Origin of the sequence: Achromobacter sp. UMC46 (assembly GCF_014170335.1) — a bacterium.
GTDB lineage: Bacteria > Pseudomonadota > Gammaproteobacteria > Burkholderiales > Burkholderiaceae_B > Achromobacter.
This window is the reverse complement of sequence record NZ_LZZS01000003.1, coordinates 217,742-233,214: the sequence shown is the minus strand read 5'-3', so window position 1 is coordinate 233,214 and position 15,473 is coordinate 217,742. Positions and strand designations below refer to the sequence as shown.

Genomic DNA, 15,473 nt, shown 5'->3' with positions numbered 1-15,473 from the left:
CGCCGCCATGACCGCCGAAATCCTGAGCTCCCTGCGTGAACGCATCCAGCAATCCCGGCGGGCCGCGGTGGCCCAGTTCCGAGAGCACGAACGGCCCGACACGCTGCTGTCCGAGCTGCGGCGCATCGTGGATGCGGCGCTGCGCGACCTGATCAAGCATTGTCCCCTGCCGGCCGGCGCCACGCTGGCCGCCGTGGGCGGCTATGGCCGCGGCGAACTCTACCCCCATTCCGACGTCGATCTGCTGATCCTGCTGCCGCACCCGCCGACCCCCGAGGACGAATCCGCCATCGAACGGCTGGTGGCGTCGTTGTGGGACCTGGGCCTGGAGCCCGGCCACAGCGTGCGCACCATCGAAGACTGCGAACGCGAAGCCGACGCCGACATCACGGTGGAAACGGCGCTGCTGGAATCGCGTTGGCTGGCCGGCAGCCGGGCGCTGATGAAGAAGTTCGACGCCGCGACGAAATCCCGGCTGGACCCGCGCGCCTTTTTCCGCGCCAAGCGCGTGGAAATGCAGCAGCGCCACGCCCGCTACCACGACACGCCCTACGCCCTGGAGCCAAACTGCAAGGAATCGCCCGGGGGCCTGCGCGACCTGCAGGTCATCCTGTGGATGGCGCGCGCGGCGGGGTTCGGCAACAGTTGGCGTTCGGTGGCCCAGGCGGGACTGCTGACCTCTTCTGAAGCGCGCGACCTGCGAAAGGCCGAGCAGGCCTTCAAGCGCCTGCGCATCGAACTGCACCTGCTGTCGAACCGCCGCGAAGACCGCGTGCTGTTCGACCTGCAACCGGCGCTGGCCGAGGTCTACGGCATCCATGCGACCGCCACGCGGCGCGGCAGCGAACTGCTGATGCAGCGCTACTACTGGGCGGCGCGGCTGGTCACACAGTTGAACGGCATCCTGGTGCAGAACATCGAAGAGCGCCTGTTCCCGCGTCCGGACAGCGATGCGCGAGACATCGACGACGATTTCCGCAACCTGCGCGACCGCCTGGACATCATCCGGGACGACGGTTTCGAACGCAATCCCACGCTACTGCTGCGCGCCTTCCTGGTGATGCAGCAGCACCCTGAACTGACCGGCATGTCGGCGCGCACGTTGCGCGCCATCTGGCATTCGCGCCACCGCATCGACGCGCAATTCCGCCGCAACCCGGTCAACCGCAAGCTGTTCCTGCAGATCCTGCAACAGCCGCGCGGCATCGTGCACGAACTTCGGCGCATGACGATGCTGAACATCCTGCCGCGCTACCTGCCGGTGTTCCGCCGCATCGTCGGCCAGATGCAGCACGACCTGTTCCACGCCTACACGGTGGATCAGCACACGCTGGCGGTGGTGCGCAACCTGCGCCGTTTCACCATGCCCGAACACGCCCAGGAGTATCCGCTGGCCAGCCAGCTGATCGCGGGCCTGGACCGGCACTGGGTGCTGTACGTGGCAGCGTTGTTCCACGACATCGCCAAGGGCCGCGGCGGCGACCACTCCGAACTCGGCGCCCGCGAAGTGCGCAAGTTCGCGCATGACCACGGCATGGACCCCGAAGACGCCATGCTGGCGGAATTCCTGGTGCGCCAGCACCTGCTGATGTCGGCCGTCGCGCAAAAGCGCGATTTGTCCGACCCGGCCGTGGTGCAGGAATTCGCCGCCACCGTCAAAGACGAACGCCATCTGACGGCCCTTTACCTGCTGACGGTGGCCGACATCCGCGGCACCAGCCCCAAGGTCTGGAACGCCTGGAAGGGCAAGCTGCTGGAAGACCTGTACAAGCTGACGCTGGCGGCCCTGGGCGGCGCCCACGCCGACGCCCACACCGTGCTGACCGAACGCAAGGAAGAAGCCGCCCGCCTGACCCGGCTGGCCGGATTGCGCGACGATGCCCGCGAGGCCTTCTGGAACCAGTTGGACGTGGCCTATTTCCTGCGCCACGACGCCTCGGACATCGCCTGGCATACGCGCCACCTGTACCACCAGGTCGCGCCGGCCCAAGCGGTCGTCAGGGCCCGCCCCACCGAACAGGGCGAAGGCCTGCAGATCATGGTCTACACCCGCGACGCGCCCGACCTGTTCGTGGCGATCTGCGGCTACTTCGACGCCAAGAACCTGTCCATTCAGGACGCGCGCATCCACACCACGCGGCACGGCTGGGCGCTGGACAGCTTCATCGTGCTGCTGCCTGAAGGCGCCAGCGACCTGCGCGCCCAGGCGACGCTGGTCGAACACGAACTGGCCGAACGCCTGAAGGATCCGCACGCAGCCGCCCAGGCGCAGCCCAATCGCGGCGGCTACTACGGCCGCAACCGGCAGTCGCGGGTGTCGCGGGTGTTCCCCGTCATGCCCCAAGCCGAACTGCAGCCCGACGAGCGCAGCACCTCGTGGCGCCTGTCGGTCACCGCGACCGACCGCCCCGGGCTGCTGCACGCCCTGGCCCGCGTCTTCGCCCAGCACGAGGTCAACCTGCTCATGGCCAAGATCATGACCTTGGGCGACCGCGTGGAAGACGTGTTCATCGTGGACGGCTCGACGTTGGCCCGCCCCCGCAGCCAGATGCAGTTCGAACGCGACGTCCTGGACGCGCTGGCCGGCGAAGAAGCCCAGCAGCGCGTCGCCTGATCCGCCCCCCTTCGGCATCGCCAGACCACCCCTGGAACGCATACAATCCGGGTTTTCGGCCCGGCGATGCCCGCTCCCATGCAGCTCAATGACTATTTGCGCGTTTTCGGTGGCAGCTTTTTCTTCGCGCTGGCCACGCTACTGCCCTTTCTGAACCCGCCGGCCATCGCGCCCATCTTCCTGTCGTTGACGGAAGGCGCGTCATCGTCCACGCGGGTGGTGCTGGCCAAGCGGGTGGCGATCAACGTCTGCCTGATGCTGGTCGTGGCCATGGTTGCCGGCAACGTGCTGCTGAGCTTCTTCGGCATTTCGCTGTCCATCGTGCGGGTCGGCGGCGGGATGCTGGTGATCGCCAGCGCGTGGCGCCTGGTGAACTCCCCCGACGCCGATACCGAACGCGTCGCGCGCATGGCCGAGTCCTTCACGCCTGAAATGGCCAAGGCCCGCGCCTTCTACCCGCTGACGTTCCCGATCAGCTGCGGCCCGGGCTCGATCGCAGCCGCGATCACCGTGGGCGTCTCGCTGCGCGACCAGAACCACGTGCTGAGCCTGGTGCGGCTGGGCGGCTCGATTCCGGGCATCATCGCCGTGTCGCTGACGCTCTATATATGCCTGCGCTTCGCCGCCCAGATGCTGCATCGCCTGGGCGACAACGGCACCGCCGTGTTCATGCGCTTGTCTGCGTTCATCATGCTGTGCCTGGGCGTGCAGATCTTCTGGGAAGGCGCGCGCGACCTGATGCTTGGCGTGTTGACGCAAGTCATGCAACCAATTCCGATTCCCAAGGCCTAAGCCTCGCCGGACCTGGATTCCGCCCCGACCAACCCGATACCCCCGCGACAACAATGACCACTCGTTCTGAACGCCTGCTTCGCCTGATCGCCCTGTTCTGCTTCGGCTCGGTCGGCGTGGCCCTCGTCTCTCAGCATGCCTTCGACATGGCGCCCTGCGCCTGGTGCGTGATGCAGCGCCTGATCTACCTCGTGATCGGCGTCGTCGCCCTGATCGGCGGCTTCGGCGGCGGGCGCGCGCTGACGCGCCTGGCCGGCGCGCTGGCCGCCTTGCTGTCCCTGAGCGGCGTGGCCGCGGCCTGGTACCAGTACAGCGTCGCCGCCAACATGCTGTCGTGCGACCAGACCTTTGCCGATCGCTTCATGACCGGCATCGGCCTGGAAAGCGCCGTCCCCTGGCTGTTCGGCATCTTCGCCACCTGCATGGACGCCAAGGTGCCGGTGCTGGGCATCGAGTACGCCCTGTGGAGCCTGGCGCTTTTCGTGATCCTGTTCTTCATGGCGCTGCCCGTCGTTTTCCGGCGCAGCCGCCCCCAGTAAGCGCCGCGCCGGCCCAGGCCGAAAACGTCCGCGCAGACGCGCTGCGTGCCTTGGTCCTGGCGCATGCGCCCCTGATGCGCTGGCTACGCGCGGCACGCGATCACGGCCCGCCGACGGCTGCATTGCTGCCGGCGTCGTGCGCTCCCTCGCCTGGAACCCTCTGCATGGCTACCCGCCAAGCGCTACGCTGAAACCTGGCCGCAGCTGAGCATCATTCTCCTTCCAGCCTCCCCTGATCGTGACCCCTTTGAAATACCTGACCGGCTACCCGGAAACCCTGCTGCTCCAGGCCCAGACACTGCTCGACCAAGGCAAGCTGGGCGCCGCGCTGCTGTCTCGCTACCCCGATGGCCCCCACGCCGTGCGGACCGATCGCGCGCTGTACGAGTACGTGACGGACCTGAAGAACACCTATATGCGCAATGGCGACCTGATCAACAAGGTTGCCTACGACAGCAAGATCCACGTGATCCAGCATGCGCTGGGGCAACACACGTACATCTCTCGCGTGCAAGGCGGCAAGCTGCGGGCGAAGCACGAGATCCGCGTGGCAACGCTATTCAAGACGGTACCCGCCGAATTCCTGAAGATGATCACGGTGCATGAATTGGCGCACATGAAAGAGAAGGACCACAACAAGGCCTTCTACAACATGTGCCTGCGGATGGAACCCCATTACCATCAGTATGAATTTGATCTCCGGCTATACATGACACATCTGGAGGCAACCAAAGACCCCCTGTGGGATACGCAAACGCCTCAATCCAAATAAATCAGTTCCACACCTGTCGGCCGGCGCGGATAAATAATAAATAATAAATTCGCCCTTCCGCGCGCCCATGCCGCCGCCGCACACCGCGCAGCGCGACGGCTTCCACCCCCTGCATTATAAAAATCCGCCAAACGCCGCCCCTCGCATTGGGTAATGCGACACGCCGCGGCCGCCTCCTGCATTTCGCCTGCTGAATAATTGCTGACGAACCACTGAACCATAGCTGACCATATTCTGACTGTTTTCTTAACGTATGCTGAATTAAATCTCCGTGTAAGCAAGATTGGTCCGACAGCTAGGGTTACCGATAATAAAAAATCGATTGGCCAACCAAAAAAGGAAAGCCAATTGAAAGACCCCGTAATTAGACTTCTCAGGCGTTTGTAAGGTTGCTGACAAGTCAGCACCCGTACGGATGCCGTTGATAACAAGGAGAAAACTGTGATCGGAAAGAGCAGCGTCGAGGGCGGAGGGGGTATTCATAGACATATGAATAACCAGAATTTCATCAAGGGCGTTTTTATAATGGCATTCGCCCTGCTATTCGGAATATCTTCATTTAAATATCCCATCGGACATTTTTCAAGAGGCGGTCCGGGTTTATTCCCGCTAATGGCAAGCTCGGTTCTTTTCGCGATCGGCGTGATTACCGTGATTACCGCGATTTTCACCAAGCCGGTTCCGATGAGCCATAGCATCAAGAACATATCGATCATCATGCTCAGCCTGACAGGCTGCGCGGCGATATCCGGCCTTGTCAATATGATCGCCGGAATCGTATTCCTGGTTTTCTGCTCTTCGCTTGCCGCCACATCCTATTCGACCGTGCGCAACGTGAAGATCTCCGCAGGGCTGATTGCGGTGGCCTTCGGATTCAAGACGTTTCTTGGCCTCAACCTGCCTTTACTCTAATCCGAGCCCGCGATGGAAATCCTGAATAACCTGATGCTCGGATTCGAGCATGCATTGACTTGGCAGAATCTGCTCTATTGCGCGATGGGATGCGTCATCGGCACGCTTGTCGGCCTGCTGCCCGGCCTGGGTCCGCTTTCCACGATCAGCCTGTTGCTGCCGCTGACCTATTCCATTCCCACCGGCGGCGCGCTGATCATGCTGGCCGGCATCTATTACGGCGCACAATACGGCGACAGCGTAAGCGCCATCACGATGAAGATCCCCCACGCGAGCAGTATCGTCGCGTGTATCGACGGATACCAGATGAACCTGAACGGAAAAACAGGTCTGGCGCTGTTTACCGCGGGGGTTTCCAGCTTCATCGGGGGGACGGTCGCCATCGTGGTGCTGTCGACCATGACACCGATACTCGGCGAAGCGGCCTTCCTTTTTGGGCCCGCGGATTATGCCGCGCTCATGTTGATGGGTTTTTTCTGCGTCAGTTTTGTCAGCGGCGGCAACATGTTGACGGGACTGGCGATGGCTGTCGTCGGCGTTCTGCTGGCTTCCATCGGGACGGACGTCAATAGCGGCACAGCACGCTTCACGATGGATTTCGTATTCCTGCAGGATGGGATCGGTCTTATCAGCATTGCGCTGGGTTGTTTCGGCATTGCCGAAATCGTGAAGAACCTGGACAACCGCAATGTGCTGACGCCGTTTAACGGCAAGATCAAGCTCATGCCTACCTGGGCGGAGTTCAAGCGGATCATCCCCAGCGCGCTGCGGGGCAGCGTGATTGGTTCCGTGCTTGGCATCCTGCCGGGCGGAGGGCCCACGATCGCACAGTTTGCCGCCTACGCGGCCGATAAGCGCTTCAGCAAGTACCGGCACGAAATGGGCACCGGCGCGATCGAAGGCGTGGCCGGCCAAGCTGCCGCCGATGAGGCCGCCGCCCGCACCAGCTTCATTCCATTGATGGCAATCGGCATTCCCGAAAACGCCGTCATGGCTTTGATGCTTGCGGCTTTTGTTATCAAGGGAATACAACCCGGACCCAATATGCTGGGAAACCATCCGGACCTGTTCTGGGGCCTGGTAGCCAGCATGTGGATCGGCAACTGTTTTCTGCTGCTGCTTAATGTGCCTTTGGTGCGGTATTGGCTCACGGTATTCAAGATTCCTTATACCGTGCTGTTTCCGTCGATTCTGTTTTTCTGCATTATCGGCACGTTCAGCATCAACAACAGCCTGGATGACATCTACATTACCGCGGTGTTCGGCCTGATGGGCTACGCGTTCCTGCGCCTGGGGATGGGGGCAGCGCCATTGATGCTGGGCTTCATTCTGGGCCCCATGCTGGAGGAGAACTTCCGCCGGGCGATGCTGCTCAGCAGAGGCTCTTTCGACGTGTTTGTGACGCGCCCGATCAGCGGCACACTGCTAGGCATGATCGCGCTGGTCATCGTCTGGAAACTCGTGACATTCGTCCGGGCCACCCATCGGGCCCGACTCGCTGAAGCCACTTCCTGATACCGACGCGCGGCACGCCGCCTTCCCCCCAACAAAAAGCCGTCCCGATCGGGACGGCTTTTTCATGCGTCGACATGCGGCCCCGTCAGGCCTCGTTGGCGGCGTAGCCCATGTTGAACTTCAGGCCGCTTGCGCCTTCGTCCTGGCCCGGCTCCGCGCGCGACTGGCCCAGGCGGGCCAGGTATTCGGCGGTGATGTCGCCCGTGACGTATTCGCCGTCGAAGCACGACGCTTCGAAACGCGACATCTTGGGGTTCAGGTCGCGCACCGATTGCTGCATGTCCGCCAGGTCCTGGTAGATCAGCGAGTCGGCGCCGATCGCGCGGGCGATTTCCTCGTCGTTGCGGCCGGTGGCGATCAGTTCCGACTGCGTCGGCATGTCGATGCCGTAGACGTTGGGGAAACGGACCGGAGGCGCGGCCGAGGCGAAGTACACCTTGTTGGCGCCGGCAGCGCGCGCCATGTCGACGATCTCGCGGCTGGTGGTGCCGCGCACGATAGAGTCATCGACCAGCAGCACGTTCTTGCCCTTGAATTCCATGCCGATGGCATTGAGTTTCTGGCGCACGGACTTACGGCGCACGGCTTGGCCCGGCATGATGAACGTACGGCCCACGTAGCGATTCTTGATGAGCCCTTCGCGGTAGTCCAAGTTCAGGCGGGCGGCCAGCTGCATGGCGGCCGGACGCGAGGAATCCGGAATCGGCATGACGACGTCGATGTCGCCCAGGCGCATGTTGCGCGCCACCTTGTCGGCCAGGTATTCGCCCATGCGCAGGCGGGCATCGTAGACCGACACGCCGTCGATCAGCGAATCCGGGCGCGCGAAGTACACGTATTCGAAAATGCACGGCACCAGCTGCGGGTTGTCGGCGCACTGGCGGCTGACGAAGCGGCCGTCCAGGTCGATGAACACGGCTTCACCCGGATCGACGTCGCGCACGAAGACAAAACCGCTGCCTTCCAGCGCCACGGACTCCGACGCCACCATCCATTCGGTGCCTTCGTCCGTTTCCATGCGGCCGATACACAGCGGACGGATGCCATTGGGGTCGCGGAACGCCAGCAGGCCATAACCGGAAATCTGCGCCACGACCGCGTAGGCGCCGCGCACGCGCTTGTGCACGGCCGACACTGCGCGGAAGATGGCGTCGTCGTCCAGCGACACGCCATTGGCCGACGATTGCAGCTCGTGCGCCAGCACGTTCAGCAACACTTCGGAATCCGAGTTGGTGTTGATGTGGCGGCGATCGACCCGGTAGAGCGATTCGCGCAGTTCGCGCCAGTTCGTCAGGTTGCCGTTGTGGGCGAACATGATGCCGAACGGGGCGTTGACGTAGAACGGCTGGGCCTCTTCCTCGCTGGCGCTGGAGCCCGCGGTGGGATAGCGGACCTGACCGACGCCAGACGTACCCGGCAGCGAACGCATGTTGCGCGTACGGAAAACGTCGCGCACCAGGCCGTGAGCCTTGTACATATTGAATTGGTTGCCTTGCGACGTCGCGATGCCCGCGGCGTCCTGCCCGCGATGCTGCAACAGCAGCAAGCTGTCATAGAGCAGCTGGTTGACCGGCCCGCGCCCGATGACCCCTACGATTCCACACATGGTGAGATTTCCTGGTTGATTTGAAGCTAATCAATACGGCAGCCATGTCGCCAAAGACGGCGGCAGCCACGTCTTGATATGTTTGATGGCCTCGATGGCCGAATGCGAAAACATGGCGTCCTTCCACCACGGCTCTTGGGGCAGCGGCGTATAGCCGGCGGCGGCGACCAGCGCCAGGACGATCACCAGACCACGGGCCAGTCCGAACATCCCGCCCAGGCCGTGATCGGCGGGGCTGAGTCCGGTACTGCGGATCAAGGCGGCTAGCGTCATGTTGACCAAACCCACACCGAGCAGCACAAGGATGAACACCACGGCGTATGAGACTCCCATGCGCAGCAGCGTCGTTTCAATATAGGGCTCCAGCCACGTATAGACCGTGGGGCCCCACCATATCGCGGCCACGAAGGCCAGCAGATAGGCGACCAGCGACAGCACCTCTTTGAGCAAGCCGCGCACCAGGCCCAGCACACCCGAGACCGCCAGGATGGCCAGCACGACGAAGTCGAAGCCGGTCACTATTTACTGCGCGGCAATGAAACCATTGTCATAGCCCAAGGTGCGCAAACGCGCCTGGGCCGCCTGCGCCGCCTCGCGCGAAGGGAACGGCCCCACGCGCAGACGATACTGCTGTTTGCCTCCGATGGAGGCTTGTTCCACAAAGGCGTTCGTGACGCCGGCCTGATGCAGTTTGCCGCGGCGCGACTGGGCGTCTTCGGACGTCGTGTAAGCCGCGATCTGCAGCACGAAGTTGCCCTTGGCGGCGGGCTTCGGGGCGGGCGCGGCGGCGGGCGGTGCGGAGCGGCCCTCCAGCAGCGCCAGCGCGCGCGCGCCATCGTCGGAACGTGCGTCGGGCTTGGGCGTGGCCGGCTTCGGCTCGGGTTTGGGCTCAGGCTTCGGCTTGACGTCGGGCTTGGGCGGCGTGACCGGCGGCGTCACCTGCGTGGCGGGCGGCGTCGTGGGCGCGGTGGCCACGGGCGGCACGGACGTGACCGGCGGCGGCGTCGGGACGGCGGCGGGATCCGTGGGCGCCGTGCCCGGCACAGCCGAACCCGGCGTGGCCGGCGCGGTGGCCTGCGGCTCGCTGACTTGCGGCTGGAAAGGCGTATTGCGTTCCGGCACGCGAATCGGAATGTTGTCGGCAACCGGCACCGGCTGCGAATCGAGCACCATGGGCAGGATGATGACAGCCGCCAGCACCAGGGCGACGGCGCCTGCCAACCTGCGCCGCGCGCGGCCGCGCAGCTCCGCAGCCTGCACCTCGCTAGGCACTGCCGCCCGTTTGGAGGACTGCGCCTGATCGGCAGGATCTTTGCGTTTGAAAAAACCCATGGAAGAGAATTCCTTGCGGCGCCTTGCGGCAATATGGCGGCGGGCCGCCAAGTCCCGAATTGCCTATGCCTTGCGACCCAGAGCCTGCAAAACCGAGGCCACGGTGAGAAACGACCCGAACACGACGATTCTATCATTCTCGACCGCCCGTTCGCGCGCTGCGGCAAAGGCCTGCGCGGGATCTGCGTAGGCGGCGATGCTGGGGCTTTCGGCCCCCGCCGGCGACGGCGGCAAGGCGGCGGCGACCTGTTCCGCCAACGCCTCGCCGGAGGTGCCGCGCGGCCCGGGCAGGCCCGCGCAGTACCAGTGGTCGATACGGGTGCCCATCTTGGCCACCACGCCCGCCAGATCCTTGTCGTTCAGCATGCCGAACACCGCGTGCGTGTACGGATGGAAGCCCATGTTGTCCAGATTCTGCGCCAGCACGGCCGCCGCATGCGGGTTGTGCGCCACGTCCAGAATGACCGAAGGCTGGCCCGGCAGGATCTGGAAGCGGCCCGGCAGCGACGCCTGCAGCAGCCCCAGGCGAACGGCCTGCTGCTGCACCGGCAGGCGGTCCCGCACCGATTCCAGCGCGGCCAGGGCCGCCGACGCGTTCAGCAGCTGGTTGGCGCCGCGCAAGGCCGGATAGGCCAGCGCGCTGCGGCGTTGTTCACGCCCGCCGTACGCCCATTGCTGGCGGTCGCCGGAATAGTTGAAGTCGCGCCCGAACAGCCACAATTCGGCGCCGATCTGCTCGACGTGGTCCAGCAGCGATTGCGGGGGCACCGGATCGCTGCAGATGGCGGGACGGCCGGCGCGGTAAATGTGGGCCTTTTCGAAGCCGATCTTCTCGCGGGTGTCACCCAGCCAGTCGGTGTGGTCCAGGTCGACGCTGGTGACGATGGAGCAGTCGGCGTCGACGATGTTCACGGCGTCCAGTCGGCCGCCCAGGCCGACTTCCAGCACGACGGCGTCCAGGCGCGACTGTGAGAACAGGCGCAGGATGGCCAGCGTGGTGAATTCGAAGTAGGTCAGCGAGACTTCGCCGCGGGCCGCTTCGACCGCCTGGAACTGCGCAATCAGAGCGTCATCCGAGGCGATCTGGCCGTTGACGCGGGCGCGCTCGTTGAAATCGATCAGGTGCGGGGAGGTATACAGCCCGACCTTGTAGCCCGCCGCCAGCAGGATGGCTTCCAGCATGGCACAGGTGGACCCTTTGCCATTGGTGCCGCCCACGACGAATTTGACGCCGGACAACTCCAGCCCCATGCGTGCGGCCACTTCGCGGACGCGGTCCAGGCCCATGTCGATCGCGGTGGCGTGGATTGATTCCAGGTACTGGAGCCAATCGGACAGGGTGGCCGAAGCCTCGGGCGGGCGAACAAGGGACATGGCGGGGTCGCGAAGTGAGATCAGCCTTGGATTTTAGCAGTCCGCGCACGGTGTTTTCCCTAATCCCCTAGGGCGCGGCACGGTATCTGGCCTGAAAAAGCGCTTGCCGATGTTTTTCTCATACGTGAAAATAAATTTATGTATGGAAATTTAAACGGATGAACATGACGCAGCAGAAAACCCCAGGCTGGCTGGTCCGCGAGGCCGACGTTCCGGGCTACCACCCCGCCAACCACACCGGCACGCTCAACCGCCGACTGATCGGTCCCGACACCGTCGGCGCGCGCGGCGTGGAAGTGCTGCTGGGCGTGATCGACAAAGGCAAAGGGGCCTTGCCGCACGCCCATCCCGGCATCGAACAGGTCTGTTACCTGATTTCGGGCACGGCGCGCGCCCAGGTGCAGGACGAATGGGCCGACATGGGCCCGGGCGATTGCTGCTATTTCCCGCCCGACATCCCGCACGTCTTCACCGTCACCAGCGACGAGCCCGCCCGCCTGCTGGTGATCTACACGCCGCCTTACGAAGAATCCCCCGATCGCGTGATCCGCGATTTCCCGGCGCCACCCTCTGCCGCCTGACGGCGCAGCGGCAAGCCGCGGACGTAGAGCCGCGCTTGACCTTACAAAAAACTGGAGACAACCCATGCGAAACCTACGCCTGCTGGGCGCCGCGCTGATCAGCGGAGCGGCCGTGATGGCCGCCCCTGCCGCGCACGCCGCCGACTATCCCAACAAGCCCATCACCCTGATCGTGCCCTTCCCGGCCGGCTCGGGCACGGACGCCGTCGGCCGGATTTTCGGATCCGAACTGTCCGCCATCCTGGGCCAGCAGATCGTCGTCGAGAACAAGCCCGGCGCCAACGCCACCATCGCGGCCAGCTACGTGGCGCGCGCCAAACCCGACGGATACACCCTGTTCGTCACCACCAATACGTCGCACTCGGCCGCGCCCTGGCTGATGAAGAACGTGCCCTACGACCCGGTCAAGGACTTCACCCCCATCGCGCGCGGCGGCAACCTGCCGTTCATCCTGGTCGTGAACCCGAAGCGCCCGTGGAAAAACGTCGGCGAACTGGTGGCCGACGCCAAGAAGAACCCCGGCCGCATCACTTACGCCAGCGGCAACAGCACGGGTATCGTCGCCGGCGCCACGCTGGCCGACCGTGCCAAGATCGACATCTTGCACGTGCCCTACAAGGGCACGCCGCAAGGCCTGACCGACGTGGTCGGCGGACAGGTGGACTTCATGTTCACCGACCTGGCCTCCGGCCTGCCCTTCGTGCAATCGGGCCAGTTGCGCGCGCTGGCCGTATCCACCGCCGAACGCAGCGCCATCGTGCCGGACCTGCCGTCCATGGCGGAGGCTGGCGTGAAGGACTTCGACCTGAACTCGTGGAACGGCTACTTCGGCCCGGCCGGGCTGCCGCCCGAAGTCGTGGCCAAACTGAACGCCGCGATCAATCAGGTCGTGGCGAAACCCGACGTGAAGAAGCGTCTGGCCGGCCTGGGCTTCGACGCCTTTTCCAGCACGCCCGAAGCGTTCGCCCAGTTCGTCAGCGAACAACGCGACCTGTGGGGCAAGCTGATCCGCGACGCGGGAATCGAGCAGCAATGACGCAACAGAACGCGCCTGACGCAACACCCGGCGCCGGCCCGCTGACCGGCGTGCGCATCCTGGACCTGAGTTCGGTCGTGATGGGCCCCTACGCCACGCAGATCCTGGCGGATCTGGGCGCCGACGTGATCAAGGTGGAACCCCCTTCGGGCGACAACATGCGCGCCGTCGGCCCCATGCGCAACCCCGGCATGGGCCACCTGTACCTGCACCTGAACCGCAACAAACGATCCATCGTGCTGGACCTGAAGACGCCCGAGGGCCTGGACGCCTGCCTGAAACTGGCCGAAAGCTGCGACGCGCTGCTCTATAACATCCGGCCGCAAGCCATGGCGCGCCTGGGACTGTCGTACGAGGCGGTGGCCGCGCGCAATCCGCGCATCGTCTACCTGGGCGCCTATGGCTTCGGCGAGGCCGGCCCGTATGCGGGGCGGCCCGCCTACGACGACCTGATCCAGGGCCAGACCGGGATCGCCGCGCTGTCCGCGCAACAAAGCGGCGACGTGCCGCGCTACGCGCCGTTGACGCTGGCGGACCGCGCCGTCGGGCTGCACGTGGGCATTGCCCTGGTGTCGGCGGTGCTGCACGCCAAAGCCGCGGGCCACGGGCAACAAGTGGAAATCCCGATGTTCGAAGGCATGGCGCACCTGGTGTTGGGCGACCACCTGGGCGGCGCCACGTTCGAGCCTCCGCTGGGCCCGACCGGCTACGCGCGCCTGCTGGCGCCGCATCGGCGGCCTTATGCGACGGCCGACGGCTATATCTGCCTGTTGATCTACAACGACAAGCACTGGCGCAATTTCTTCGGCCTGATCGGCCGGCCTGAACTCCAGAAGGACCCGCGATTCTGCACGCACGGGGCGCGCGCCGCGCACATCGGCGAGGTCTACGCCTTCGTGGCGGAGGTGATCGCCACGCGCACGAGCCAGGAATGGCTGGACGACCTGGCGCGCGCGGACATCCCGGCGTCCCAGCTGTACACCGTGGACGGCCTGCTGCAGGACGAGCACCTGGCCGCCACCGGGTTCATCCGCGAAATGGACCACCCTTCGGAAGGCCGGATACGCACCACCGCGCCGCTGGGCCGGTACCAGGGCACGCCGACGTCCCTGCGCCGGCCGGCCCCCAGGCTGGGCGAACACAGCCGCGAAGTGCTGGCGCAAGCCGGCTATGACGCCGCCCGGATCGACGCTCTGATCGACCGCGGCATTACCCAAGACGGAAACGAATGATGGACTTTGCCTTCACCCCCGAGCAATTGGCGCTGCGCGACGCCGTGTCGCGCATCTGCGACCGCTATCCCGACGAATACTGGCTGGAACGCGACCGCGAAGGCGGTTTCCCCGAGCCGCTGCATGCCGACCTGGCCCGCGACGGCTGGCTGGGCATCGCCATGCCGCAGGAATACGGCGGCGCCGGACTGGGCATGACGGAAGCCGCGCTGATGATGCAGACGATCGCCGCCTCCGGCGCCGGGTTCACCGGCGCGTCGGCGGTCCACATGAACATCTTCGGCCTGAACCCCGTGGTGGTGTTCGGCAGCGACGAGCAGCGCGCGCGCTGGCTGGAGCCGCTGATCGCCGGCCGCGAGAAGGCCTGCTTCGCCGTCACCGAGCCCGACGCCGGGCTGGACACGACCAAGCTGTCCACGCGCGCCGTGCGCCAGGGCGACGAGTACGTGGTGCATGGCCGCAAGATCTGGATCTCGACGGCGCAGGTGGCCAACAAGATGCTGCTGCTGGCGCGCACCACCCCGTTGGCCGAGGTGGACAAGCCCACGCAAGGGCTGTCGCTGTTCTATACCGACCTGGACCGCGAGAAGATCGAAGTACGGGAAATCGAGAAAATGGGCCGCAAGGCCGTGGACTCGAACATGCTGTTCATCGATGGCCTGCGCATTCCGGTGGCCGACCGGATCGGCGAAGAAGGCCGCGGCTTTGAATACATCCTGCATGGCCTGAACCCGGAACGCATCCTGATCGCCGCCGAAGCGGTGGGCATCGGCCGCGCCGCGCTGGACCGGGCCGTGAAGTACGCCGGCGAGCGCACCGTGTTCGGCCGGCCCATCGGGCAGAACCAGGGCATCCAGCATCCGCTGGCGCAGGCCTGGATGCAGCTGGAAGCGGCGGACCTGATGGTGTTCAAGGCCGCCAGCCTGTACGACGCGGGCCAGCCCTGCGGACCCTACGCCAATTCCGCCAAGTACCTGGCGGCCGAAGCCGGCTACAACGCGTGCCAGACCGCCGTGATGACGCTGGGCGGCATGGGCTACGCCAAGGAATACCACGTCGAGCGCCTGCTGCGCGAGAGCTTCATCCCGCGCATTGCGCCTGTCAGCCCGCAGTTGATCATGTGCTTCATCGCGGAAAAAGTGCTAGGGCTGCCGAAATCGTACTGAGG

14 protein-coding genes are annotated in these 15,473 nt (G+C 64.8%); 10 read left to right on the top strand and 4 right to left on the bottom strand.

The annotated features are described in order from the left end of the window. The first annotated feature begins 7 nt into the window (after window positions 1-7). From A9973_RS01505 to A9973_RS01480, 6 genes are all read left to right on the top strand, one after another. Entirely contained in the window at window positions 8-2,614 is a 2,607-nt protein-coding gene (locus A9973_RS01505) for a [protein-PII] uridylyltransferase (protein WP_183012001.1), read from the top strand. Between the two features lie 78 nt (window positions 2,615-2,692). Beyond that, window positions 2,693-3,406: a MarC family protein gene (locus A9973_RS01500; protein WP_183012000.1), complete on the top strand. Its 714-nt coding sequence runs from the start codon at window positions 2,693-2,695 to the stop codon at window positions 3,404-3,406. Window positions 3,407-3,459: 53 nt separating this feature from the next. Continuing rightward, entirely contained in the window at window positions 3,460-3,945 is a 486-nt protein-coding gene (locus A9973_RS01495; protein ID WP_183011999.1) for a disulfide bond formation protein B, read from the top strand. Between the two features lie 238 nt (window positions 3,946-4,183). After that, window positions 4,184-4,717, top strand: coding sequence for a YgjP-like metallopeptidase domain-containing protein (locus A9973_RS01490; protein WP_183011998.1), 534 nt, complete (start codon window positions 4,184-4,186; stop codon window positions 4,715-4,717). A gap of 489 nt (window positions 4,718-5,206) precedes the next feature. Beyond that, window positions 5,207-5,629, top strand: coding sequence for a tripartite tricarboxylate transporter TctB family protein (locus A9973_RS01485; protein ID WP_183012280.1), 423 nt, complete (start codon window positions 5,207-5,209; stop codon window positions 5,627-5,629). Between the two features lie 12 nt (window positions 5,630-5,641). Next, complete coding sequence (locus A9973_RS01480; RefSeq protein ID WP_183011997.1) at window positions 5,642-7,144, top strand: tripartite tricarboxylate transporter permease; 1,503 nt, start codon at window positions 5,642-5,644, stop codon at window positions 7,142-7,144. A gap of 85 nt (window positions 7,145-7,229) precedes the next feature. Here A9973_RS01480 and purF read toward each other — a convergent pair whose 3' ends face one another. The 4 genes from purF to folC all read right to left on the bottom strand — a co-directional run bounded on the left by purF (window position 7,230) and on the right by folC (window position 11,456). Beyond that, window positions 7,230-8,750, bottom strand: coding sequence for an amidophosphoribosyltransferase (gene purF / locus A9973_RS01475; RefSeq protein ID WP_183011996.1), 1,521 nt, complete (start codon window positions 8,748-8,750; stop codon window positions 7,230-7,232). A 30-nt stretch (window positions 8,751-8,780) separates the two neighbouring features. After that, a complete protein-coding gene (locus A9973_RS01470; RefSeq protein ID WP_088588337.1) occupies window positions 8,781-9,269 on the bottom strand; it encodes a CvpA family protein in 489 nt (162 codons plus the stop codon). Between the two features lie 3 nt (window positions 9,270-9,272). Next, window positions 9,273-10,082 carry an SPOR domain-containing protein gene (locus A9973_RS01465; protein ID WP_183011995.1) on the bottom strand — a complete coding sequence of 270 codons (810 nt, stop codon included), beginning with the start codon at window positions 10,080-10,082 and terminating at the stop codon, window positions 9,273-9,275. A 63-nt stretch (window positions 10,083-10,145) separates the two neighbouring features. Next, window positions 10,146-11,456 (bottom strand): bifunctional tetrahydrofolate synthase/dihydrofolate synthase, encoded by a 1,311-nt coding sequence (folC, locus tag A9973_RS01460; protein WP_183011994.1) that lies wholly within the window; start codon window positions 11,454-11,456, stop codon window positions 10,146-10,148. A 164-nt stretch (window positions 11,457-11,620) separates the two neighbouring features. Here folC and A9973_RS01455 point away from each other — a divergent pair, with 164 nt between their 5' ends. The 4 genes from A9973_RS01455 to A9973_RS01440 all read left to right on the top strand — a co-directional run bounded on the left by A9973_RS01455 (window position 11,621) and on the right by A9973_RS01440 (window position 15,471). Further along, window positions 11,621-12,037, top strand: a complete 417-nt coding sequence (locus tag A9973_RS01455) for a cupin domain-containing protein (RefSeq protein WP_183011993.1) — start codon at window positions 11,621-11,623, stop codon at window positions 12,035-12,037. A gap of 64 nt (window positions 12,038-12,101) precedes the next feature. Continuing rightward, window positions 12,102-13,073, top strand: coding sequence for a tripartite tricarboxylate transporter substrate binding protein (locus tag A9973_RS01450; RefSeq protein WP_183011992.1), 972 nt, complete (start codon window positions 12,102-12,104; stop codon window positions 13,071-13,073). Next, a complete protein-coding gene (locus tag A9973_RS01445) occupies window positions 13,070-14,305 on the top strand; it encodes a CaiB/BaiF CoA-transferase family protein (RefSeq protein ID WP_183011991.1) in 1,236 nt (411 codons plus the stop codon). The genes A9973_RS01450 and A9973_RS01445 overlap by 4 nt, the downstream gene beginning before the upstream one ends. Continuing rightward, on the top strand, window positions 14,305-15,471 hold the full coding sequence (locus A9973_RS01440; protein WP_183012279.1) for an acyl-CoA dehydrogenase family protein: 1,167 nt from the start codon (window positions 14,305-14,307) through the stop codon (window positions 15,469-15,471). The genes A9973_RS01445 and A9973_RS01440 overlap by 1 nt, the downstream gene beginning before the upstream one ends. Window positions 15,472-15,473: the final 2 nt, after the last annotated feature.

Coding starts and splice junctions, on each gene's coding strand:
- A9973_RS01505 (WP_183012001.1), top strand. CDS start 8: ATGACCGCCGAAATCCTGAGCTCCCTGCGTGAACGCATCCAGCAATCC.
- A9973_RS01500 (WP_183012000.1), top strand. CDS start 2,693: ATGCAGCTCAATGACTATTTGCGCGTTTTCGGTGGCAGCTTTTTCTTC.
- A9973_RS01495 (WP_183011999.1), top strand. CDS start 3,460: ATGACCACTCGTTCTGAACGCCTGCTTCGCCTGATCGCCCTGTTCTGC.
- A9973_RS01485 (WP_183012280.1), top strand. CDS start 5,207: ATGAATAACCAGAATTTCATCAAGGGCGTTTTTATAATGGCATTCGCC.
- A9973_RS01480 (WP_183011997.1), top strand. CDS start 5,642: ATGGAAATCCTGAATAACCTGATGCTCGGATTCGAGCATGCATTGACT.
- purF (WP_183011996.1), bottom strand. CDS start 8,750: ATGTGTGGAATCGTAGGGGTCATCGGGCGCGGGCCGGTCAACCAGCTG.
- A9973_RS01465 (WP_183011995.1), bottom strand. CDS start 10,082: ATGGGTTTTTTCAAACGCAAAGATCCTGCCGATCAGGCGCAGTCCTCC.
- folC (WP_183011994.1), bottom strand. CDS start 11,456: ATGTCCCTTGTTCGCCCGCCCGAGGCTTCGGCCACCCTGTCCGATTGG.
- A9973_RS01455 (WP_183011993.1), top strand. CDS start 11,621: ATGACGCAGCAGAAAACCCCAGGCTGGCTGGTCCGCGAGGCCGACGTT.
- A9973_RS01450 (WP_183011992.1), top strand. CDS start 12,102: ATGCGAAACCTACGCCTGCTGGGCGCCGCGCTGATCAGCGGAGCGGCC.
- A9973_RS01445 (WP_183011991.1), top strand. CDS start 13,070: ATGACGCAACAGAACGCGCCTGACGCAACACCCGGCGCCGGCCCGCTG.
- A9973_RS01440 (WP_183012279.1), top strand. CDS start 14,305: ATGGACTTTGCCTTCACCCCCGAGCAATTGGCGCTGCGCGACGCCGTG.